This window comes from Labrys sp. KB_33_2 (assembly GCF_052114505.1).
Classification (GTDB): domain Bacteria; phylum Pseudomonadota; class Alphaproteobacteria; order Rhizobiales; family Labraceae; genus Labrys.
Genome location: NZ_JBFREW010000029.1, coordinates 33,081 through 54,217, shown reverse-complemented (window position 1 = coordinate 54,217; position 21,137 = coordinate 33,081). Strand labels below are relative to the sequence as shown.

The 21,137-nt window shown below is 59.5% G+C and carries 21 protein-coding genes and 2 pseudogenes; 14 read left to right on the top strand and 9 right to left on the bottom strand.

What is annotated here, in order from left to right:
- Positions 1–289: 289 nt before the first annotated feature.
- The 3 genes and pseudogenes from AB4037_RS32965 to AB4037_RS32955 form a co-directional block, all read left to right on the top strand.
- A pseudogene (locus AB4037_RS32965) lies at positions 290–1,243 on the top strand (IS481 family transposase); the annotation flags it as partial.
- Positions 1,244–1,325: 82 nt separating this feature from the next.
- A complete protein-coding gene (locus tag AB4037_RS32960; RefSeq protein ID WP_441774418.1) occupies positions 1,326–2,246 on the top strand; it encodes an MBL fold metallo-hydrolase in 921 nt (306 codons plus the stop codon).
- A 25-nt stretch (positions 2,247–2,271) separates the two neighbouring features.
- The gene (locus AB4037_RS32955) at positions 2,272–2,781 is read left to right on the top strand and encodes a hypothetical protein (protein ID WP_441774417.1); all 510 of its coding nucleotides are present in this window, start codon (positions 2,272–2,274) and stop codon (positions 2,779–2,781) included.
- 265 nt (positions 2,782–3,046) lie between these two features.
- On the opposite strand, the gene AB4037_RS32950 is transcribed toward AB4037_RS32955, so the two are convergent.
- Positions 3,047–3,787, bottom strand: coding sequence for a TetR/AcrR family transcriptional regulator C-terminal ligand-binding domain-containing protein (locus tag AB4037_RS32950; RefSeq protein ID WP_441774416.1), 741 nt, complete (start codon positions 3,785–3,787; stop codon positions 3,047–3,049).
- A 91-nt stretch (positions 3,788–3,878) separates the two neighbouring features.
- Between AB4037_RS32950 and AB4037_RS32945 the strand changes: the two genes are divergently transcribed.
- Genes AB4037_RS32945 through AB4037_RS32905 form a run of 9 tightly spaced genes read left to right on the top strand, consistent with a single transcriptional unit; the run spans position 3,879 to position 12,566 of the window.
- Complete coding sequence (locus tag AB4037_RS32945) at positions 3,879–4,862, top strand: ABC transporter substrate-binding protein (RefSeq protein ID WP_441774415.1); 984 nt, start codon at positions 3,879–3,881, stop codon at positions 4,860–4,862.
- Entirely contained in the window at positions 4,859–5,683 is an 825-nt protein-coding gene (locus tag AB4037_RS32940) for an ABC transporter permease (protein WP_441774414.1), read from the top strand. The genes AB4037_RS32945 and AB4037_RS32940 overlap by 4 nt, the downstream gene beginning before the upstream one ends.
- Positions 5,650–6,459, top strand: a complete 810-nt coding sequence (locus tag AB4037_RS32935) for an ABC transporter permease (protein ID WP_441774413.1) — start codon at positions 5,650–5,652, stop codon at positions 6,457–6,459. Before AB4037_RS32940 ends, AB4037_RS32935 begins: the two co-directional genes overlap by 34 nt.
- A gap of 11 nt (positions 6,460–6,470) precedes the next feature.
- The gene (locus tag AB4037_RS32930) at positions 6,471–7,343 is read left to right on the top strand and encodes an ABC transporter ATP-binding protein (protein ID WP_441774412.1); all 873 of its coding nucleotides are present in this window, start codon (positions 6,471–6,473) and stop codon (positions 7,341–7,343) included.
- Complete coding sequence (locus AB4037_RS32925) at positions 7,340–8,176, top strand: SDR family NAD(P)-dependent oxidoreductase (RefSeq protein WP_441774411.1); 837 nt, start codon at positions 7,340–7,342, stop codon at positions 8,174–8,176. Before AB4037_RS32930 ends, AB4037_RS32925 begins: the two co-directional genes overlap by 4 nt.
- Before the next feature lie 58 nt (positions 8,177–8,234).
- Entirely contained in the window at positions 8,235–9,143 is a 909-nt protein-coding gene (locus tag AB4037_RS32920) for a 3-keto-5-aminohexanoate cleavage protein (RefSeq protein ID WP_441774410.1), read from the top strand.
- Positions 9,144–9,197: 54 nt separating this feature from the next.
- Complete coding sequence (gene dhaL / locus AB4037_RS32915) at positions 9,198–10,940, top strand: dihydroxyacetone kinase subunit DhaL (RefSeq protein ID WP_441774409.1); 1,743 nt, start codon at positions 9,198–9,200, stop codon at positions 10,938–10,940.
- A gap of 34 nt (positions 10,941–10,974) precedes the next feature.
- Positions 10,975–11,853, top strand: a complete 879-nt coding sequence (locus AB4037_RS32910) for a 3-keto-5-aminohexanoate cleavage protein (RefSeq protein WP_441774408.1) — start codon at positions 10,975–10,977, stop codon at positions 11,851–11,853.
- 2 nt (positions 11,854–11,855) lie between these two features.
- On the top strand, positions 11,856–12,566 hold the full coding sequence (locus AB4037_RS32905) for an SDR family NAD(P)-dependent oxidoreductase (protein WP_441774407.1): 711 nt from the start codon (positions 11,856–11,858) through the stop codon (positions 12,564–12,566).
- 160 nt (positions 12,567–12,726) lie between these two features.
- Here AB4037_RS32905 and AB4037_RS32900 read toward each other — a convergent pair.
- From AB4037_RS32900 to AB4037_RS32870, 7 genes and pseudogenes are all read right to left on the bottom strand, one after another.
- Positions 12,727–12,837, bottom strand: a pseudogene (locus tag AB4037_RS32900) (helix-turn-helix domain-containing protein); the annotation flags it as partial.
- Positions 12,838–13,003: 166 nt separating this feature from the next.
- On the bottom strand, positions 13,004–13,306 hold the full coding sequence (locus tag AB4037_RS32895) for a hypothetical protein (protein WP_441774406.1): 303 nt from the start codon (positions 13,304–13,306) through the stop codon (positions 13,004–13,006).
- A gap of 167 nt (positions 13,307–13,473) precedes the next feature.
- Positions 13,474–14,385, bottom strand: coding sequence for a helix-turn-helix domain-containing protein (locus AB4037_RS32890; RefSeq protein WP_441774405.1), 912 nt, complete (start codon positions 14,383–14,385; stop codon positions 13,474–13,476).
- Positions 14,386–14,797: 412 nt separating this feature from the next.
- Positions 14,798–15,508, bottom strand: coding sequence for a hypothetical protein (locus tag AB4037_RS32885; protein WP_441774404.1), 711 nt, complete (start codon positions 15,506–15,508; stop codon positions 14,798–14,800).
- The gene (locus tag AB4037_RS32880) at positions 15,505–16,110 is read right to left on the bottom strand and encodes a hypothetical protein (protein ID WP_441774403.1); all 606 of its coding nucleotides are present in this window, start codon (positions 16,108–16,110) and stop codon (positions 15,505–15,507) included. The genes AB4037_RS32885 and AB4037_RS32880 overlap by 4 nt, the downstream gene beginning before the upstream one ends.
- Positions 16,103–17,431: a type II toxin-antitoxin system HipA family toxin gene (locus AB4037_RS32875; RefSeq protein ID WP_441774402.1), complete on the bottom strand. Its 1,329-nt coding sequence runs from the start codon at positions 17,429–17,431 to the stop codon at positions 16,103–16,105. The genes AB4037_RS32880 and AB4037_RS32875 overlap by 8 nt, the downstream gene beginning before the upstream one ends.
- Positions 17,431–17,685 (bottom strand): helix-turn-helix domain-containing protein, encoded by a 255-nt coding sequence (locus AB4037_RS32870; protein ID WP_441774401.1) that lies wholly within the window; start codon positions 17,683–17,685, stop codon positions 17,431–17,433. Before AB4037_RS32870 ends, AB4037_RS32875 begins: the two co-directional genes overlap by 1 nt.
- Before the next feature lie 380 nt (positions 17,686–18,065).
- On the opposite strand from AB4037_RS32870, the gene AB4037_RS32865 reads away from it, so the two are divergent.
- Positions 18,066–18,221, top strand: a complete 156-nt coding sequence (locus tag AB4037_RS32865; protein WP_441774400.1) for a type II toxin-antitoxin system Phd/YefM family antitoxin — start codon at positions 18,066–18,068, stop codon at positions 18,219–18,221.
- A 15-nt stretch (positions 18,222–18,236) separates the two neighbouring features.
- Here the strand turns inward: AB4037_RS32865 and AB4037_RS32860 are convergent, their stop codons facing one another.
- The gene (locus tag AB4037_RS32860; RefSeq protein WP_441774399.1) at positions 18,237–19,889 is read right to left on the bottom strand and encodes an SEC-C metal-binding domain-containing protein; all 1,653 of its coding nucleotides are present in this window, start codon (positions 19,887–19,889) and stop codon (positions 18,237–18,239) included.
- On the opposite strand from AB4037_RS32860, the gene AB4037_RS32855 reads away from it, so the two are divergent.
- Positions 19,876–20,472 (top strand): phospholipase D-like domain-containing protein, encoded by a 597-nt coding sequence (locus AB4037_RS32855; RefSeq protein ID WP_441774398.1) that lies wholly within the window; start codon positions 19,876–19,878, stop codon positions 20,470–20,472. The two genes, AB4037_RS32860 and AB4037_RS32855, sit on opposite strands and share 14 nt — an antisense overlap.
- Positions 20,473–21,137 lie beyond the last annotated feature (665 nt).

Below are 21,137 nucleotides of genomic sequence, written 5' to 3'. Positions count from 1 at the left end.
GAGGGGCGATCCTAGCCTTTACATCACGCAACGACGACACCCAAAGCTCCAGCGTCGTCTCAATCGATGCGCCAGTCATCATCCATGATCTCCGAATCATGGTGATCCAGAGATTCAGAGATCAACAAAATATGCAACTGTAATGCTAGATTATGCAGAAAAATGCAATTTTGGAATCATAGAGATTCCAATAACAACATACATCCGAAATATTCGCGCATATACTCATGCAATAGTATGATATGCGGGGCAGAGGCTGCTCGAGGCGAATGCCGCATGAGCCGAGGCGCTGTTGGATTTACGCCGCCGCCTGGAACAGTTGCCGCCCCGACATGTCGAACGGCGAAACCTGGTGAACAACGCTGCTCAACTCTTTGGCATGTCGCGGACCGCCATTTACCGGGCTCTCAAAAGGGCAACTCCTTCCCAATGGACTGCGGCGGGCCGATTTTGGAGCACCTCGCAAGATTCCGCGTACCGAGCTTGAACGCTATTGCGGACTGGTCGCCGCCCTGAAGATCAGGACTTCCAACCGCAGGGGACGGCGGCTCTCGACAGCCCGTGCCATTGAGTTGATCGAGGCGTATGGCGTCGAGACACCGGACGGCTTGGTGCAAGCACGGGCTGGCCTGCTCCACAAGCCGACGGTCAACCGGTACTTGCGTCTGAGGGGTTTGATCATGCCAAGAAGACCCGAGCGCCGGCAGCGGTGCGCTTCGAGGCGCGCACCAGCAATGCGCTCTGGCAGTTCGAAATCAGCCCTTCCGATCTCAAGGAGATCGACCAACCGGTCTGGATCGATCCGAACCGCAAGGGCTCGCCGGTACCGATGCTGTTCAGTGTCGTCGATGACCGCAGTGGCGGCGGCTATCAGGAATATCATTGTGTCTACGGCGAGGATGCCGAAAACGGCTTACGGTTCCTGTTCAACGCCATGACTCTGAAGGACGGCAACAAGGCCGCGCTGCAGGGAATTCCCGACAAGCTCTATCTCGATAACGGGCCGATCGCCAAGAGCGGCGTTTTCCAGACCGTGATGGAACGGCTGGGCGTCCGAGTGTTGACCCACATGCCGGCGGAATCTGATGGCCGACGCGTCACTGCCCGATCCAAGGGCAAGGTCGAGCGGCCATTCCCAACCGTGAAGGAAGCGAATGAGACGCTCTATCACTTCCATCAGCCGCGAACCGAGGAAGAGGCCAATATGTGGCTTGCCCGCTTCATCGACAATTACAACGCCCAAGCGCGAGACCTGGTCACACGAGCGTGTCATGACGCCTATTGACAGATATCAATAATAATATACAGTACATATTGTAAATAAAATGCGGGAGGAATGGTTGCACAAAACGTTTCGCGTAGGATCGATTACGGTCGACCGCATCGTCGAATGCGGACATTGCCGCTTCGCGCCAGAATTCCTGTTTCGCGATTTGTCGCGGGCGCGCGTCAGCAGGGCGGCGGAATGGATTGGGCCGAACTTCGTCGATCGCGATGCGGGAGACGTCTTCCTCAGCTTTCATAGCTACGTCGTCCGTACCGGTGGGCGCGTGATCCTAGTCGATGCGTGCAGCGGCAACCATAAGCAGCGCCCGGCGCTTCCGATGCATCACGATCTCAACACCCCTTATCTCGAAAAACTTGCGGCCATCGGCCTGCGGCCGGAGGATATCGACGTCGTTCTTTGCACCCATCTCCATCCAGATCACACCGGCTGGAATACGCGGCTTGCCGATGGTCGATGGGTGCCGACCTTCCCGAATGCCCGCTACATCATGAGCGCCGTCGACTTCGCGCATTATGAGCGCTTTCATGCGAGCAAGCCGACCGACCCGATTGCTGCGGATGTAGCGCGCTCCTTCGAAGACAGTGTTCTGCCGATCGCGGAAGCAGGGCAGGCGGATCTGGTCGCGCTCGATCATCGCGTGCATGAAGAAATTGCCGGCGGCGTGTGGTTCGAGGGCGCTCCAGGCCATTCGCCGGGGCAGGTCATCATTCACGCGAAATCGGCCGGACAGCGGGCGGTTTTCTCCGCGGATGTGATCCATCATCCGATACAGCTTTTCGATCTGTCGCTCTGCGTGGGCGGTGACGCGGATCCGGTCCTGGCGACGGAAGATAGACGTCGTCTGGTGGAAACCCACGTCGACACCGACACGTTGATTTTTCCCGCCCATTTTCCTGACCCGACGGTCGGGCGCTTCATCAGCGTTGGCGACGAACTGCGCTTTGCCGGGTCAGACTAGGTTCCGAGCCGCCGGCATCCGCCGGTTGGGGCAATTTCTTCAAGGGAGGATTGAAGATGAAATGTTTTGTGCGCGCCATATCGGCTTTTGGGATGAGCCTGGCTCTGTTGGCCGCGTCAACGGCAGCTCGGTCCGAGCCAAAAGACATCGCGTCGGAAATGGCATCTCGGTCTCGGTCGATACGGCGCAGCCGCTGAGGCTGGCGTATTTCGCGCCCTCCGAGAACAGCTTTCTGCGGGCAAACCTTGAATCCTTGCGTGAAACCGCAGCGAAGGTTGGCGCCGAAATCCAATTTTTTGACAGCGGCTGGTCCGCGACCAAGGAATTCAACCAGATCCAGAACGCTATTCAGAGCGGGCGTTTCAACGCCTTCCTTGTCCAGCCCCTCGACGGACAGCTGCTCTGCAAAATCCTGAGCGATGATGCGCCGAAGGCCGGCATTCTGGTGAGCATCACCGTCGTCCAGCTTTGCAACCGCGGAACCCTGTCGGGCGCGGAGCAGTGGGCGCCTGGTACGACGGGGGTGGGCTGCTAGGCCCCGTCGCCCCGCTGACCGAGGTTTCTAGTCCGAGTTGCGTTGCGAGAGCTGATACGGGAACCGCTTGAAAATCCGGGGATGGTCGTCACCTATTGCCGGTGGCTCACCATGCCTCGCTTCTCTATTTCGTGCTGAGCGAGGTGTTCGGCGCTAGTGGCGTGAAGCTCTACGACGGGTCGTCGACCGAGTGGGCAGCCTCGTGGGCTATCCCATTGAATTTCAGAAAAACGGATAGGCCGGCAATGCCGGTCCGGATATGGCATCACTCTGCTTGGCGGGGCTTTATGTAGGCGTTCATAAATATGTCGACCATTTCCGTGCCGATCGATTCAGGCAGCTTGCGATACCCGCCAAGGAAGGCGCGGCAGATCAACGGTCCGGTCAGTAGATCGCAGACCCAGTCGTTGTCCAGCGCACCATCATACTCGCCCCGCTGTTTTGCCCTTTCGAGAGCGCGCACTGTGGAAGCGCGCCGCGGCGCGATGAAGGTCCGCCACCAAATATCCGCGAGTTCCTGATCACTGCTTATGTCAGCGAGCAGGCCCGGGAACAGTCCGGCGATAACCGGATCATTCCAGAACCGGATTTGCGATTTTTGCAGATGCAACAGATCCGTCGCGAGAGAGCCGGTATCGGGGGTGGGATCGATGCCGTAGTGTTCGATGAGCGCGCCGAGCACAAGCAGCACCTTGTTACTGCCCCGCAGGTAGACTGTTGGCCTAGTCGCGCCCGTGCGCTGTGCGACGAGATCGTACGATAGCCGCTGATAGCCCACTTCGGCGAGCAACTCGATAATTGCTCCGCTAATGGCGACGTCCGTGGCCGTATGCCGGGGTCTCCCACGCGGTCGCCGCGGCGCTTCCTCGGCGTCCTCCGTGGGCGGGAACTTTTCAGCTAGCTTCTTCACCGTCGCATCTCCTCTGCCGCTTCGTTCCGCCTCAATATACATATCGTACCGTAAATAAAGCAGTTTGCTGTCGAAGGGCGGGATAGGCAGCGACATCGCTTTTCCCCTTGACAGCTGATGCTTATAATATACGCTACGTATTGTAAATATATGGCGAGAAGACGCCTATTCCCTAGGGAGGAATGCGATGGTTTTGAGCAAGCGCGCATTTTCGCGCCGCGCGGTAGCCATTGGGCTAGCCGTCATAACTGCATTGGCCGCCTTGCCGCTTCGCGGACAGGCGCAGTCCGGGTCCAAGGCGGCGCTGAAGGACATTCGACTCGGCGTCTTTCCGATCACCGACGCGGCCGTTCCGCTCCTCGGGCTGGATCGGGGGATCTTCGAGAAGCATGGGATCAACCTGCTGCCCACCACGCTGTCCACGGCTTCAATCGTGCAGTCGACGACAAGCGGCCAGGTTGATCTGGCACTGAATTCGCTGCAGCATTCCGTTTCTGCGGCTTCCGCTGGATTGCCTCTTTCTGTCGTCGCCGGTCTCAGCGTCTGGGCGAAGGGCGTAGCTGGCGCGGACCCTGATGGGCTGATCGTCCTGAAGGACGGACCAAAGACCGGCGCCGACTTTAACGGCAAGACAATCGCGGTGGTCGCCCTGAATAGCGCGGACGAACTGGCCGCCCGGGTCACCATCGACCGTCATGGCGGCGATGCGAACTCGCTTAAATTCACAGTCCTTCCAGCGGCTGCGATGAGAGGCGCCCTGCAGAACGGCGATGTGCAGGGCGCCGTGATCCACGATCCCTTCTATCGATCTTTCATGGCCACCGGCGAGTTCGCGGCTCCGCTGGGTAATCCCAATTTCCAGGCCTTCGCGGACCTGCCCCGTCTGGTGGTAATCAGTTCGAAGGATTTCGTCGGGGCACATCAGCCCGAACTCCGGGCTTTTCAGGCTGCCATGCAGGAAAGCATCGATCTTGCCCTGTCCGATCCGGATGCAGTGTCGGCAACCTTGGTAAAATGGTTCAAGACGCCTGAAGCCGACGCCAAGGCATCAACGCTGCCAAAGCTTCGGGCGACGGTCACCGTGGAGCAGGTTGCCGCAGTCGAAAAGCTGTCGCAGGATTACAAGTTCATCAAGGGAGATGTCGACCCGGCTGCATTGGTGTTCCAATGAGCGCGACGGAAAATGGGGGCTCGCTTCTGTCGCGAGCCTTCTCGGCAAGCGAAGCTGTTTACGATCTTGTTCCCAAGTTCCTGGTGCTGTCGCTGCCTTTCATCATTTGGGAAGTAACGACGCGCAGTGGGCTGGTTGGAGCAGAAGTGCTTCCTCCGCTCGGGCCAACCTTGGGGAAAATCGGAGAACTGATCGCGCTGGGCGACATACTCGCACGCGCCAGCGAAACACTCGGCGGCTGGGCGATTTCGCTTGCGATCGCGGCGGCCGTGGCCATTCCGTTCGGTGTTCTAGTGGGGTCGAGCGATTTCGCCTACCGCAGTACAAGGCTTATCGTCGACGCATTGCGCAGTGTCCCTCCGCTCGGCCTTATTCCGCTTGCGCTGCTCTTGTTCGGCGCGCGGCGCTATACCGAGCTGATGGTTACCGTGCCGACCATGCTCTGGCCGATCATGCTCCAGGTCGCATACGGCATACGGGACATCGATCCGATGATCCTGGAGACGAGCCGGTCGATGCGCCTTTCGCGCAGGGTCTTATACACACGGGTCATCTTTCCGGCCATCCTTCCCTATCTCACGACCGGCCTGCGCCTGGCCTCCACCATGGGCCTGCTGCTTTGCATCGGCGTGGAAGTCTTGACGCTTGTCCCAGGCGTAGGTTCCGCGATCGCGATAGCCCAGAGCGTCGGTGCAGTAATGGATGTCTATGCCTATACGCTGGTCGCTATAGGCCTGGGCGTGGCCATGACGGTCCTCGCCTATGCGCTCGAGCGCGCGGTCGTGCCTTGGAAGGCCTCCAACCGGAGGACCTCGCGATGAACAGGTGGCTTCGCGAGATCGTTGCGGAACTCTGGCTGCCCTGCCTCGTGGTCCTGCTTTGGTGGTTTACGTCGCGCGGCAGTCAGTCGCTGCATTTTCCACCGCTATCGGTGATTCTGGAGCGGTTCGGCCAGGATTGGCTGTTCGCCAGGTTCTGGACCGATCTCCTGCCCAGCCTGCGCAATTTCGGATTCGGCCTGCTGATCGGCGCGACGATCGGAGTGGCCGCGGGCACGGCGCTTGGTCTATCCCGCTTCGCCAGGCACGTCCTGCCGCTGCTGGAAGTCATGCGCGCCATTCCGGTGATCGCGCTCATACCGCTGATCATCATGATGCTCGGCACGAGCGATATCGAGAAGATCGCGATCATCGCCTTCGGCTCGATTTGGCCGGTCCTTCTCAACACGACGGAAGGGGTGCGTAACATCGATCCGACGCTGCGGGATGTCGGCCGCAGCCTGACCTTGGACCGGGGAAGCGTCCTATTTCGGGTGATCCTGCCGGCCGCCAGTCCCCAGATCGTCGCCGGGCTCAGGCTGTCCGTATCGATCGCGCTCGTCGCCATGGTCGGCAGTGAACTCTTCGCTTCAACCAGAGGCATCGGTTACGTCATCCTGTCCGCGACACAAGGATGGGACATGCCCCAGATGTGGGCCGCGCTGCTGATGCTTGGCATCGTGGGCTACGCCCTGAACGGCCTGATGACGCTTTTTGAAAAACGCGCGCTTCGTTGGCATTGGGGCCGCGCCACGATCAACCGCGCAGCAACTCGTTAGGGAGGGAGACGATGCTCAAGATCTCAAGACTTTCGATGAGCTACGGCTCCGGCTCGCAACTGAAGGTTATCTTTCGCGATCTCGATTGTTCCGTCGAAAAGGGCGAAGTGATTTGTCTGGTTGGCCCGTCGGGCGTTGGCAAATCGACGCTGATGCGCTGCATCGCGGGCCTGTCCAAGCCAGTCGCCGGCAAGGTCGAGCTTGACGGCACCCTCGTGGATAGGCCGCTGCGGGACGTTTGTCTGGTCTTCCAGGACTACAGCCGGTCGCTGATGCCCTGGCTCAAGGTGATCGGCAACGTCACTCTTCCGCTGCTCAATCGCATTGCTTCCAAACAGGAGCGATTGGCGGCCGCCCACGCGGCAATCGAGGCGGTTGGGCTGCGCGGCAATGAGGACAAATATCCCTGGCAACTGTCCGGCGGCATGCAGCAGCGCGTCGCGATCGCACGCGCCATTGCCTGCAAACCGCGGCTGCTGCTGATGGACGAGCCCTTCGCGTCGGTGGATGCCCAGACCCGCGCGGATTTGGAAGATCTAACCCTGCGGCTGCGCGATCAGTTCGGGATGTCGGTTCTTGTCGTCACACATGACATCGACGAGTCGGTCTATATGTCGGATCGCGTTGTCGTGTTGCGCGGGTCTCCGGCCGAAGTGGTCGAGACGATTGATATTCCGCTGCCGGTTCCGCGCGACCAGATCTCGACCAAGACCGAACCGAGATTCGCGCAACTGCGCGCGCACATATTGCGCCAAATACGTGGCGAGACGGAGCCTCAGAAGACAAGCGGCAGGGTTGGGTCGGTTGCAGGATCGGCCGAACTGAATGTCGTCAGAGCATCATCGATAACAGCAATTCCAGATCACATTCAGAGCCAAGCATGAGACAGGGTAGGCTACGGCTAGAAGACAAGGTCTCGATTGTGACCGGAGCGGGATCGATCGGGCCCGGCTGGGGCAATGGCAAGGCGACGGCGGCGTTGTTCGCCCGCGAGGGCGCCAAGGTTCTCGCGGTTGACCGCAATCCTGAAGCCGCTGAGGAAGCGCGCGCGGCCATTGTCGCCGAAGGCGGCGTCTGCGTTGCCCATGTGGCCGATGTGAGTATAGCCGCCGAGGTCGACAGGCTGGTTGCCGTCTGTCTCGAAAATTTCGGCCGCGTCGACGTTCTTCATAACAATGTCGGAATTGCCGTGGTCGGCGGACCGCTTGAAACGAGCGAAGAGGACTGGGACCGTCTCATGGCGGTCAACATCAAAAGCATGTTCCTGACATGCCGCGCCGTCATCCCGGTGATGCTCGACCAGTTCCAGCGCGACGGGCGCGGCGGCGCCATCGTCAATGTCGGCGCGATTGCCGGCATCCGCTGGACCGGCGTGCCGCTACTTGCCTACGCCGCTTCCAAGGGCGCCGTCGATCCCTTCACCAAGCAGATCGCGCTGCAATACGCCAAGCAGCGTATCCGCTGCAACGCGATTACAGCCGGCTTCCTGGAAACCCCCATGATCACGATGCTCCGCGATGCCTACGGCGCGGATGACTATGAAGAGATGATGCGCAAGCGCAATCGTCACATCCCCCGGGGCCAGATGGGTACCCCTTGGGATGTCGCCAATGCCGCGCTCTTCCTGGCGTCGGACGACGCCGACTTCATCAGCGGGCAATCGCTCGTGGTCGACGGCGGTGTGACCTCCCAGAGTTGGATCGACTCTAACGCGTGAACAATCGCCCGCCTCGCGCGAGCCTTTAAAAGCAGATCACCTCCAAAGGTATATGGCTATGAAAAAACTGATCATCGATGTCCGGCTGAACGAATACGCGATGCGGGACGAGAATCCCAACGTGCCGTGGTCACCGGCCGAGATCGCCACCGATGCGATCGAATGCTACGAGGCTGGCGCAACCAGCGTTCATTTCCATGGCCGCGACGGCAAGACCGGAGCTGCGGCCAATGACTTTGAAACTTATGCGCAGATCATCAGGGGGATACGCTCGAAGGCGCCGGACGTTCTCGTCCACTCCACGCTTGGCTATGTCACTCACGAGGCGGCGGAGCGGAAGATCGATCACATCCTGAGCCTGGTCCGTGACCCGATGACTAGGCCCGATGTCGCGCCGGTCGATATGGCGACGATGAATGTTGACATCTATTCGTCGGAGAAGAAGGCCTTCATCACCGATGACCAGGTTTTCTACAATCCGACCCGGCTGCTGCAGTATTTCACGCAGCAGATACAGGCCGCCGGTGTCAAGACAATCCACACTTGCTGGAATGTTCCCTGCACCCGCACCGTCCAGGCATTTATCGAGATGGGGCTCATCAAGGGACCAGCCTACATCGCCCTGCTGATGTCGGAAAGCGGGCTGCTTGCCGGTCATCCGGGAAACTACAAGGGCCTTGCCGCGCATCTCGACTTCCTGCCGACCAACGGCCCGATCGAGTGGATCGCGCTCGTGTATCCCGGCAGTATCCAGCCGGTTGCAAGCATGGTCATTGCCGAGGGCGGCCATCTGTCGTTCGGGCTCGGCGATCATCCTTATCTCGAACTCGGCGGCAAGCCGCGTAATGCCGACATCGTCCGGCACATCGTCAAACTCGCCCGCGACATGGGGCGCGAAATTGCAACGCCCGAGGAAGCGCGGGCAATGCTGGGCATGCCGCAACTGCTGAAAGCGGCGGCGGCCTGAGGAACGGCTGACAGGGCGCCTGGCGCCATTCCGAAGCAGCCTGAAAGTCGTATTATGAAGAAGCTGATCAACGACCCGAAATATGCCGTGCCTGAAATGCTGGAAGGCCTGGTCCGCGCCAATCCGACGCTGGCATTGCTCGACGGCGAGAACGTCGTCCTTCGCAGCGACGCCGCCGCGCTTCGCGATCGCGACGAGGTCGCGCTGATTTCCGGCGGCGGCGCGGGTCACGAACCCGCCCATGCCGGCTATGTCGGCGCCGGGCTGCTGACCGCCGCGGTTTCTGGCGATGTGTTTTCATCGCCCAGCACAGATGCGGTGCTGTCGGCCATCCGTGCCGTCGGCGGGCCGGCGGGCGTCCTGCTGATCGTCAAGAATTACACCGGCGATCGGTTGAATTTCGGCCTTGCAGCGGAACTAGGCAGGCTGGACGGCATCCCCGTCGACATGGTGCTTGTCGGGGATGACGTGGCGCTTGGAACGGGTGGACATGCGGGCCGGCGCGGAGTTGCGGGGACGGTCCTCGTGCACAAGGTAGCGGGAGCGGCTGCGGCAGCCGGCCTTTCCCTGTCTGAGGTAAAGGCCGAGGCAGAGGCGGCCGCCCGCGCCGTTGGCACGATGGGCGTTGCGCTGAGCGGTTGCACCGTACCTGGGGTGGATGAAGCCAGCTTCGACCTCGGATACAGGGAGGTAGAACTCGGGCTCGGAATTCACGGCGAACCGGGCGTGGAACGCACCAGGCTTGTGTCGGCCGACGCCTTCACCGACCGGTTAATTGACGCCATCGTCGAGGACAAGGGCCTCGCCGCCGGCGATGAGGTCGCGCTGCTTGTGAACAATCTGGGTGCAACCCCGACGATGGAGCTCAACATCGTCGCGCGGCGGGCCTTCAGCCGGCTGTCCGACAAGGGAATCAAAGTGAAGCGGGTGCTTTGCGGTACCTTCCTCACGGCGCTCGATATGGCCGGTTGCTCCCTATCGCTGATTAAGCTCGATGCGGCAAGACTCGCGCGTCTCGACGCTTCGGCGACCGCGCCCGCCTGGCCGGCCTTGCCTCTTTCGTCGCCCACGCAAGCCGTCACGCGCATCGAACCCGACAAGCGGTCGGTCGACGGGGCTGGAGCCGCCGAAAAGGTGGATGTCAAAGCCGCCGCCTCGGCCCGCCGAGTGCTTCGCCATGTCATCGCCGCCGTTCGCGACGCGGAAGGCGAACTCATCGCGCTTGACCGGACTGTCGGCGACGGCGACCTTGGAATCAGCCTGACGCGCGGCGTCGACGCGTTGGAGCGCGAACTTTCGGATCGCGATCTCGCGGATCCGTCGAAGGCCTTGCGCGCGATTTCCGGAATTCTGCGGAAGGTCGTCGGCGGAACTTCTGGACCGCTTTACGCGATCGCTACATTGCGCGCTTCGGAAAAGCTTAGGGCGGCGCAATCGACCGACGCTGCTGCCTGGTCCGAAGCGTTCGATGCCGCGTGCTCCGGAATCGCAGATTTAGGAGGGGCCAAGGTCGGCGATCGCACGATGCTTGATGCTCTTGTTCCCGCTGCGGTGGCCTTCCGGGAGGCCGTCACTCACGGGAATGTACTGCGCGTCGCACTAGACGACGCACTCGCCGCAGCAAGAGCCGGCGCGGCGACGACAGCTACGCTTCTGCCGCGCCGCGGTCGTTCCAGCTACCTCGGAACACGGGCGGTAGGACATTCCGACCCTGGGGCCGAGGCTGTTGTGATCTGGCTCGAAGGATTGAGGCAGGCATTGGACCAGCGGGCAACTCTTGGCGAAAAGCTTTCATGAAATCGGAGAATGCATGATGTCGCGCAAAGTAATCGTGACGGTGGCGCCGACGGGCGGTTTTGCCATGAAGGCGCAAAACCCGAATCTGCCCACCCAGCCGGATGAGATTGCCGACGACGTCGTGCGCTGTTTCAACGCGGGCGCTAGCATCGCCGCCTTGCACGCCCGCACTGCGGATGATGGCCCGACATGCGATTCCGGCGTCTATCGCAGGATCAACCAGCTTATTCGCGGCCGCTGTGACATCGTCATCAATAATTCGGGCGGCGGCGGCCTCACCGGGGACATGGCGAGAAGGATTGGCGGCGATTTGTGGGAAGTCGCGCTCGAAGAGCGCATGAAAGCGGCGGATGGCGGCGCCGACATGGTGACCCTGAACGCGATGACAGTGCTCGCCACCGTCGGCGGACGCGAGACCTTGCTGAGTACGTCGCCGAGGCTTTCCCGCCAGTTTGCCACGCGGTTGCGTGAAAAGAGGATCAAGCCGGAATGGGAAGCCTTCAGTCCGGCGCATATTCTGCAGGACATGCAGACGCTGATCGCTGAAGGGCTCGATGAGCCGCCCTATTTCGTCAACCTCTGTTTGGGTCTCCACAATGTTTTCCAGGGCGCGGTTCCCTATTCCCCAAAGATGCTGCAGCTGATGGTCGAACTGCTTCCCGCCAATTCGATCTATACGGTGAGCGCCGCCGGTGAATCGCAACTTCCGGCGACGGTGCAGATGCTTCTGCTCGGCGGCCATGTTCGCGTCGGACTGGAGGACAATCTCAACTACCGGCCAGGACAGCCTGCGACAAACGTCCAACTGGTGGAACGCATCGTCCGCATCATCCGCGAATTGGGCATGGAGCCGGCCTCTCCGGAAGAGGCCAGGGCGATACTGGGTCTGCCCCGTCGCTTGAAGGCGGCCTGATCATGCTGGATCTGTTCCGCATGGACGGCGAAGTCGCCATCGTCACAGGTGGGGCAAGTGGAATAGGCGCTTCGATAGCCTCGGTCTTCACCGAGGCCGGCGCTACGGTCGAGATCGCGGATCGAAATGGAGAGAATTCCCTCGACGTGACCGACGAGGCGGCGGTCGAGAGTTTCTTTGCAAACGTTCACGCTCGCTACGGCCGGATCGACATTCTGGTCAACAACGCCGGGATTGCCATCCGAAGGCCGACAATGGAGCTGGCAGTCGAGGACTGGGACCGCGTGGTCTCAGTCAACATGACAGGCATGTTCATCTGCGCCCGTGCTGCGGCCCGCTGGATGATACCCGAGGGTCGCGGACGCATCGTCAACACCGCCTCCGTGATGGGGCTATCAGGCGGCATCTACCCCAACGTCTCGTACCAGACCACGAAAGGAGCGGTCGTCAATCTTACGCGGGCTCTTGCAGTCGAATGGGCGAAGACCGGCATAAGGGTCAACGCCGTCGCTCCGACCTACGTTCGGACGCCGTTGACGGCATCGCTGCTCGACCGCGTTGAGACGATGGACACGATCAGGTTGCTGACGCCGATGGGCCGGCTGGCCGAGGCGGAGGAGGTTGCCGGAGCCTTTCTCTATCTGGCGAGCCGTGCGTCCGGAATGGTGACCGGCCACACGCTGCCGGTCGACGGTGGTTTCTTGGCGCTATGAGCGACCGTTCCAATATCAACTTGTGAGTTCTCGTCGAAGTGCGACTGCGGGCAGGCGGAGGATAGCGATTTCATCGCCGGGCTGCCATCAGCTTTCGGCGGAAGACCTCGGCCGGGGTTCGAAAACCCAGGCATTTGCGGGGCGTCGAGTTGAGGTGGTGGCGGTGCCGCCCGAGCTTTTCCGCGATGACGTCGACACTCACGCCGGCATGGCGCCAGCGCTCGATCTTACGTTGTTCATCCAAACTGATCTGGGAGTAGGTGCGTTTCATGAGGGGACCTGAACTAACGATAAGCCTTTGACATCGCTAGCAAGTCGCACTTCGAAATAGAACGCAGCGTTCTACAGAATTTGTCTTCGCTCGATAGACAAGTCGTTGTTTGTGCTCGTTAAAAATGTCACGGTGAGCAGGCGTATATAGGTTCGTCTGTGCACTTTCAGTGTTGCAGATGAGCGGAGACAACATCAGCTAAGCCATTAATGTCGAGTCCTTCGAAGCTTCCGCACTCCTCATAGGGAATCTCGTCATCAGGCGATGACCCTCGCTCTAAGATGGCAGTGTAAGCCGACGGAAGCGTGTCGGTGCAGGCGATATAAACGAGCCAATTGGCATCATTGGGAGAAGCAATACCGATAGCCATACGATCCCCATTCCAATGATCGAGCAGTTGGAATGATTGATGGCCTAGGCGCTCACGCAAGTATTCCAACGCTGTAATAATAGCGATGTGTTTGTGCATCCGTTCGGGTCCATGATATCGGTGCGTGATGGCCGGTGTTTGAACTTGTTGGCAATGGTATCATGGATATCCATCAAGGCAGCCGCAACGTGGCCCTTTCTGCCGCAAGCAGCGCGGCGCAGCTGGTCGGGGTAGCGCAGCTCAGCAGCTGGTCGGGGTAGCGCAGCTCAACCGACCTTAAACATGCTCTGGCCCTGACCACGGCGCCGCGGAGCCTTGTTGCTGCGCTTCATGTCCATCTGCTTCTGCTGCTCGGCAATCATAGCCAATATCTGGCCCAGACGCTTGTTCTCGACGATTGCGGCCTGATCGACCTGCTGGAGTTTGTCGAACACCTTGTAGGGCAGGGAGCGGCCCTGGTGCTTGATGGCGAAATGACCGTCCGGATAGTCGTAGATCGTGACCCGCTGACGGGCGAGGGGCCTGGTGGTCTCGTTCGGCTCGAGCATGAACAGAACCTTGTCGTATTGCAGCGTCAGATTGAACGAAACCGTGCGCGCTTCCTTCCAGGCAAAGGCGTCCTCGATATCGTCATGGGCAGCAAGCGGACGATGCAAGTCCTTGTCGTTGAAAGGCAATTTAGCAAAATGCCTATTGTAATCCTCCATGAAGGCAGACAAAAACGCATTGCCGGCCTCGATCGTGGATACGCCAGCCAGGCGCATCTCCTTGACGAGCCGGTCTTGCAAGGTTCCGTTCGCTCGTTCGACACGGCCCTTGGCCTGCGGAATGTTGGCACAGATGATGTCGATGTTGAGTTCGTGCAGCGCCCGGCCGAACTGCGTCATGCCATCGCCACCCGTCGCGCCAACCTTGTTGACCCGGAACGTCGCGTGCTTGTCCGAGTAAAACGCAATCGGCTTGCCATGCGGATAGGACCTGTTGCTCAGCTTACCACGCTTCTTGGAGATCAGCGCCGCCGGACCGCCAGCATGATAGGCCCGCAGCAACCGAAACACCTGCCGCGTCATCACGCCCATCAACTGCGCCGCTTCGCGCGTTCGTATCCGCTCCGCCAGCAAATCCCGCAACACATGAACCCGGTCGATCTCCATTCGGCTCATCGACAACACCGTCATCACGCGCAACTCCACACAACGCCAAGGAAAAAGTGACATCTCTAATGGGGAGAGTGGTGACCTTTCTAACAGGGTTCTACAGAATTAATTCGCATAAGCTTAATTATGGAACATAATCCCATACCCCCAGCCGGGCCAAGGGCTTGATAAACCGGGCTTTCCTCAAAAAGCCCGGTCTTGGTCGGTGTACAAGACCCAAGCTGGCTATGAGGGTTCGATTCCCTTCACCCGCTCCAGTTTTTAAATCAATGAGTTAGCAGGCGCTTGGCGACTACAGCCTTCGAAAAACACCGTGTTTTGCCACAAGAGCCCTTCCCTCTGTAACCCGCAGAAATCCGCCATTCTCCGAACCGGTCTTTTTCAGTCTGTGGCGCGTTTGTGGCAAATATTCTGTGCGGAGCCGGCGCCTGCGTTAGCTTTCGTTTTGTCTTGTCATTACCCCCACGGCCCAATGAGCGCGCCGGTCAGCTGCGAGCTCCTCGCCAGCGACAAAGGCTTCAATCTTGGAAATGGCGGCTTGGTAGTCCGTTCCGACATCGGACTGGTCGCATAGGGCCTCGACGGCCGATACACGAAGAACGAACTGTCCTTCGGTCTGTGGCACGAAGAATGAGTCGTTGAGGAGCGCAGCGCAGTTTCTCTGGCGTTCGGTCAGCGTACCCGTCGTCCCGACCCACGCAGTGAGGCGCTCCTCCAACGCATCCGCCGTGAGCAGGACACTACCTTGTGCGGTCATGCCAACGATACTTACTGTATCTTCCTCGTAAATCATCAACCCGTGCGTTTCAGCGCGCAGGTCTTTCCCCGTTTTGGACTTTGCGGCCCCGTGGATCTCGGCGCTGAACCGAAGGGTAGACAGGCTGAAACCGATGTCGATGCCCAGCTTGGTTACGGCGCCGACGATCAGTAGGGTGTCACCTAGCTGCTGCCCCGCGCGGCGCGCCTCATCTTCGGTCGTGAAGCCCGACATCTTGAGGATCGCCCACTTGCCAAACGGGAAAGCATCCTCGCCCATCTCTAGCGTTGCAGGCGGCAAACCGGGGATCGCGAAAGTCAAAGATTCGCCGTCGGGAACTTGCAGGGCTGAGAGGATTTTAAAGCGATATCTTGCGCGATAAGTCATGAGGTTTTGCGATCTGCGTTTTGACGAGGCGCAAACCAGGGGGATGCCTCCAGCGCTGCGCGCAGGGGTGTCTGCACGAAATCAGGTGCGCGCCACACATACTCCGCGGCCTGTGCCTTTACCTCCGGGGGGAGACCTTGGATGTGCCGGATCGCGGCCTCCACCGAAAACGGCTCGCCCACCTTCTCTTGAAAGTTGCTGGATAGCCCGGTCCAGATCACGATATCCATGCCGTGAGTCGCTGCCCATCCTGATATGGTCTCAGGGACCTGTGGATTGCCCCATCTTGATCCGTCGCGAAAGTAAAGGCCCACATATCGCATGATGGTGCCTTCGCGGCAGCGCAGGTCGGCAATGGCATCGTCGGGATTACGGCGCTTGCTGATCGCGTATCCGGTCGGGCAAGACGTGCCGTGCACCGTGTCGATTGCAAGTGTGAGTACGCCATTGCGGGACGTCGAGTAGCGGCTGAATTCCAGTGGTAACGCAGGGCCGTCGATCTGCCATCTTTCGTGTTGCTCGTCGAAATCGGGGCGTTTGTCCCAGAGGAGTGAGCCCCAGCCAAGAATGGCAATGCGAGGGTTTTGCCCTGCCTCAGACATGAGAGGCCGCCGACAGTGAATCTGCGACCAGCCGTGTGCGGTCTTTGATGGCCTCCATTGTGGATGTCACGAGCTGATCGGGGAAGCTACCGGGCAGCGACGAGATAACAGCTTCTGCTTGTCGTTCTGCGTTCGCTTCAATGCCTTCAAAGATCGCCCGCATCGCCGGGGTGCCGACGCCGGCGAGGTCCGCCGTCTGCATGAAATGTCGCGGCATGATGTCGTGGATGGCGTAGTGGCGGCTCTTCCCGACCGACATCGCCAACTTGAATTTTTTACGCGGGACCTGGTTTGCATCGAGGCTGGGTTGAGCAGTCAGTACGTCATAGAGCGGTGTCATGCGGAAGCGTCCGCCAGGACTCAGGAAGATGCTGAAGTTTTTTGCGTGGCCGTCGGTGGCGCCGAGCATCCAGAAGATGATGTTGGCGCGGAGAAAGGCCGCTATGTCGGCTTCAGGCGTATCGCTGCCTTTGAGCAGGTTGATGATCTCGCGCACGCCGGGGCCGCCGTCGGACTGGTACTTCTTGGTGGGAGGGATCGATAGCGCCTGGCAAGTATCTTCCTGCGGCAGTCGCAGCAGGCGACCATCTCTTGTCCACAGACGGTCGAAGCGCTCGACGATCAATGTGCGCCGTTCCCCGAAATCAGCGATCTCAACGTTCGCGGTGGGGAGGCCAAACCCTTCCAGCAATTTCAGGCAGAGGTACTCATTTTCGACGCTGTTCGAGAGGTCGATGCCGTTCGGGAGCTGGCCGATTTGCGGTTTGAGGATGTGGGTCGTCGCGGTGGTACCGCTGGGTTTGAACCACCGACCGTCCTTGCGCAGCAGGGCGGTTTTTTCCTGGGCACCGGCAATGGAAATGCGGAAATCCTCGTCCTCACCCATACCAAGCGGTGCAGCGGCGAGGTTCTTGATGATGTCCGCGACCTCATCGTCGCTGACGGGTTTGCCGTCGGTGTCGCCGGCGGTTCCGGGATCGATCCCGTCGGGTAGGAATTGCAGCGCGCCGACGCAGTCATGGCCGAGTGCTGTCAGCATGCTGAAGGCGTCAGTGCCTTCTGCACCGACCCGCTCCGCTACGCGCTTGCGGATTGGGTCGCTGTCGGGCAGCAGATTGTCGAAGACGTTGATGACCGGGGCGCCGATATAGCGGTTTTCGCGCAGCGGCAATGAGAGCGATACTGGGAAGGTGCCGCGCCGGTCGAGCCAGTCGCGCGCGTACTGGAAGTCGGTAGCACCGGTAGACTCGCGCCGCAGTACGCCGACAAGGCGGCTGTTCAGGAAGACATTAAGAGGGACGTGCGCGCGCTTGCGTCCCATCAGAACATGTCCTCGATGTCGGCGGCACTGCCTTGACTGCGCGGGCGCACAACCAATTCGAGTTTGAGTGCAGAGAGCGCCTCCATCAAGGTGCGCAGCTGTACGGCCGGTTCCCCGGCTTCGAGCCGCGATACTGTGCCTTGCCGTAGGTGAATTTGTTCGCCAAGCGTGCCTTGGCTAAGACCGGCCTGCTTGCGGGCGCGGCGGACGATGGCGCCGAGTTGTTTTTCTGTGCGAGCGATCTGGTCAGTCATGGAAGCCTCCAATGACCAATATACGCGATAGCGTATAAAATGTCAATATACGCGAATGCGTTTAAAACATAAATATACGGGAATGCGTATAATAGAGAAATATACGCGAAAGCGTATGTCCCCGCAGTTAGCCGGACACCCGGTCGAAGGGCGGTTCAACAAATGATGAGCCTTTTCATTGAGCCTTGGGCGGCATGGCTCTCGCCCCCTTCGCCTGCAGTTTTGCAGGCTCTTAGTCCATGTAGGTGACGATCCTTCGAGCAAGCCGGGATCTGGAAATATATCATCCGAGCAAGCCGAACCCCCGCGTTTGTGGTTGCTCAGATCGTCCAATTTGGACATTATGGCCGAAATGGGGGCTTCGCAGCCAGATGAAAACCATGTCAGCCGCCGAAGCCAAAAACGGTTTCGGGCAGATGATTGACATTGCGCGTCACGAACCGGTGAGGATCGAAAAGCACGGCCGCGTAGTGGTCGTCGTGATCAGCATCGAGGACTACGAGCGTCTGATGCGCGCCAACGCTCTGATCCATTGAGTGCAGGCGTTAGTGTCAGCGCCCATGGCAATGTTTGAACTTCTTGCCTGACTCACAGGGGCAGGGCTCGTTTCGCCCGATCTTGCGCTTATCCGTCCGTGCCGCCGCCACTCGCGGCTTGTCGGATCTCGCGACGTGACTTGCAAGGCTTTCGAGAAAGCCTGGAGGCGGCACCCATTTTGGTGGCGGCCCGAACGTCCGCAGTCGTGCGATTAGCTTTTGCTGGTTCTCAAGCTCAGCCTGCGCCAAGGGAGGAAGGCCGGCCTTATAGGGCTCAAGACGCTCCATCTCGGCTTCAGCTGCGGAGTATCGCTCGCAATAGGCGAGGACAACGGCATATTGGGAGCGGACAGTAATCACATAATCGGCGAGCTTCCACTGCCGAAGCTGTGGAAGAACAATGGTCTCCATCATGTTGAGCGCACCGTCGAAGTCGCCCTTGCTGATGAATTGATCGACAAGATCCTGACCCACGCGAAACAAGGAGTCTGGGGCGCGCGCCAGATCGTAGAATTTCAGGGCGTGGATGCGAGCAAACGGAGAAAACTGGCCCTGTGCATCAAGCGCCTTAGCAAGCACGTCTAAGGAATCTGCGAGATGCTTGATGTCATCAACATCCGCGCCTTTCTTGAGCATCCGCGCCAACTCGGGCGCATTATTCCCCATCACTCGCTCGGGCGTCAGGCCTATCAGTTCGTAGTAATCTTTGATGAGAGGCCGAACCCTCTTCTCCGCTGCATGCGCATCTCCCAATGCGAGCTCTGCACAAGCCACATTATGCCAAAATACACGCCGATGGCCGGCAGGGAGATCTTTGACAACAGGTGTCAGGTCGGCCACTAGATTCAAAGCGCCGCGCCGGTCACCTTTGCCGGCGAGGAAACTCATTCGCTTCATTCTTACGCGAAGCCGTTCCTCGGGCCCCAGATTGTTAGCTGCTATCAGAGCATCCATTTGGTCGAGCCACAAAACGGCGCGGTCAGAACCAGATTTTAGATCGGCGAATGCCAATCCATCGAGCGCCTTTATCCGCTCATCAGGGGGAACAGCAACATCCTGTGCACCGTGCTCCAGATAAGCTTCGATCTCGGGCCATGCACCCATTTCGTGGAAGAGCTCGTCCGTAGCCATTTCGACAAGAATATCCAGACGCCCAACATCCCCGCTTAGTCGGAGGAAAAGCGATAGCTTCGCTGGTTGCCAGTTCTCCACAAGGCTCTTCTGCACGACAGCTCGCAGCGCCTCCCGTCGCGCCTTAACCGTCTCGGTGCCGAGAAGGAGCAGTCGTCCTTTGCCCACCGCGCGGGCTGCATCGTGGAGCTTGATCCGGTCGCGGGCAAAAACCTGCAGCAGCCCTTGGCTCACCAATTGGCTGAGAGCCCGATCGAAGACGGACCGATCGGTCCCCTCCGCTGCCGCAACATACGACTGTATTTCCGCGCGCGTCAGTGGCGCATCGCAGAGGCTGAGCAGTTCGGCAATGTCAGCCACTGCCTTAGGCAATCGGTCAAAAACCCGTCCGAGAATAAGGTCCTGGGCAACTTCCTTCGTATGCGCTGATTGCGCGAGATCGGTGCAAAACCGCTTCAACGAACCATCGTAGTCGGATCCCGCAACCGAGATCGCGTTCAGCACGAAAAGCGGAAGGCCGCCGGTGAGATCGATCAATCGCTGGCAATCAGCAGCATCACCTTGGCACCCTTTGTCACGGGCGGCCGCTGCCACTGTGTCCGGCGCCCAGGCCGTCAACCTGCGAAGCCAGCGCGCGCAGCACGAAGGCAGGGCAAGCGTTTGCGTTCTCCTGGGATCTGACCATGCGGAGCTCGTTCGAGAGGCGAGGGACTCTGCCAATAAGAGCCTTGTCATCGCCAGCCACCGGTTTGCGGGCGCGGCGAACAACCTGATCGTGGCACCCATGTTCGCGGCCTCGAAACGTGCTCGCGATCTGGACGTGCGCCTTTTTTACGGCGAGGACAGCGGCGCGATCACGGCGACCGATATCGCGCGGTTGACGAGCGAAGCGGCTAAGTCCGGCGTTCGGATCCGGCCCGTTCATCGCCCGCGACTACATGCGAAATTCCTCACCTGGGACGATGACGTGGCTGTCATAATTAGCCAGAATTGGCTTTCGGCTGACACGACAGACGATAACCCACGCCAGCAAATCGGTATCTGTATACGCTCCCCCGGTGTGGGGCGCATCCTCCTGGAAAGGTTTGAGGCCGCGACGGTCGCCGCAGGGGGCGGCTAAGTCATCTGCGGTGATTTTGTGCATTTACTCTGCGCCATCGAGTGGACGATTGTGTCCCCTTCGCCAAACGTCAACTTTCGGGACCTGCGCCTTAAGTCGAGAACGACCGAAACGGGGCGCTAGACGGTCATTCGCTGCGATATGCTCGAGATACCCTCGACTGCAAATGCAGGCTGGCATCTCATCGGATGTCGGCCTCTCATCCAATTCTGCGCGCGATGGACTTCACCCGAGCGTACGGCTTCAAACGCAAAAACCGCCCTGATGTTTAGATCAGGACGGTTAGTGACTTATGACAGAATTGGTTGCGGGGGCAGGATTTAATCATTACTTGCGATCATTGTAGGTATGCCGCGGCGTACTAGAAATTCTACTTTTTGATAACACTAGTGGATTATTTCATACCGCAGCGTAGCGTCCTCGTATGCTAGCATAGAATCTGCCGATGCCCCTTCCCTATCGTTTTGATTCAACTGTACGTCTATCTGTAATTAGGCTCTTCCGAATACCCTATAGAAGCATAAAGTTCGGGTTGTCGTGCTGCAGCGAGCAATGACCTATGCAGGGCAATCTGGCTTAGTATCCTGTGGATTGAGGTCTCATACCAAGATTCTGTGATCAGAACTCATGAGCAGCTCCCGACTCAGCGTCTGCTTGGAGATCAA

Coding starts and splice junctions, on each gene's coding strand:
- AB4037_RS32885 (WP_441774404.1), bottom strand. CDS start 15,508: ATGACTTATCGCGCAAGATATCGCTTTAAAATCCTCTCAGCCCTGCAA.
- AB4037_RS32875 (WP_441774402.1), bottom strand. CDS start 17,431: ATGGGACGCAAGCGCGCGCACGTCCCTCTTAATGTCTTCCTGAACAGC.
- AB4037_RS32960 (WP_441774418.1), top strand. CDS start 1,326: ATGCGGGAGGAATGGTTGCACAAAACGTTTCGCGTAGGATCGATTACG.
- AB4037_RS32865 (WP_441774400.1), top strand. CDS start 18,066: ATGTCAGCCGCCGAAGCCAAAAACGGTTTCGGGCAGATGATTGACATT.
- AB4037_RS32950 (WP_441774416.1), bottom strand. CDS start 3,787: ATGTCGCTGCCTATCCCGCCCTTCGACAGCAAACTGCTTTATTTACGG.
- AB4037_RS32895 (WP_441774406.1), bottom strand. CDS start 13,306: ATGCACAAACACATCGCTATTATTACAGCGTTGGAATACTTGCGTGAG.
- AB4037_RS32930 (WP_441774412.1), top strand. CDS start 6,471: ATGCTCAAGATCTCAAGACTTTCGATGAGCTACGGCTCCGGCTCGCAA.
- AB4037_RS32905 (WP_441774407.1), top strand. CDS start 11,856: ATGCTGGATCTGTTCCGCATGGACGGCGAAGTCGCCATCGTCACAGGT.
- AB4037_RS32920 (WP_441774410.1), top strand. CDS start 8,235: ATGAAAAAACTGATCATCGATGTCCGGCTGAACGAATACGCGATGCGG.
- AB4037_RS32940 (WP_441774414.1), top strand. CDS start 4,859: ATGAGCGCGACGGAAAATGGGGGCTCGCTTCTGTCGCGAGCCTTCTCG.
- AB4037_RS32945 (WP_441774415.1), top strand. CDS start 3,879: ATGGTTTTGAGCAAGCGCGCATTTTCGCGCCGCGCGGTAGCCATTGGG.
- AB4037_RS32890 (WP_441774405.1), bottom strand. CDS start 14,385: ATGACGGTGTTGTCGATGAGCCGAATGGAGATCGACCGGGTTCATGTG.
- dhaL (WP_441774409.1), top strand. CDS start 9,198: ATGAAGAAGCTGATCAACGACCCGAAATATGCCGTGCCTGAAATGCTG.
- AB4037_RS32880 (WP_441774403.1), bottom strand. CDS start 16,110: ATGTCTGAGGCAGGGCAAAACCCTCGCATTGCCATTCTTGGCTGGGGC.
- AB4037_RS32925 (WP_441774411.1), top strand. CDS start 7,340: ATGAGACAGGGTAGGCTACGGCTAGAAGACAAGGTCTCGATTGTGACC.
- AB4037_RS32870 (WP_441774401.1), bottom strand. CDS start 17,685: ATGACTGACCAGATCGCTCGCACAGAAAAACAACTCGGCGCCATCGTC.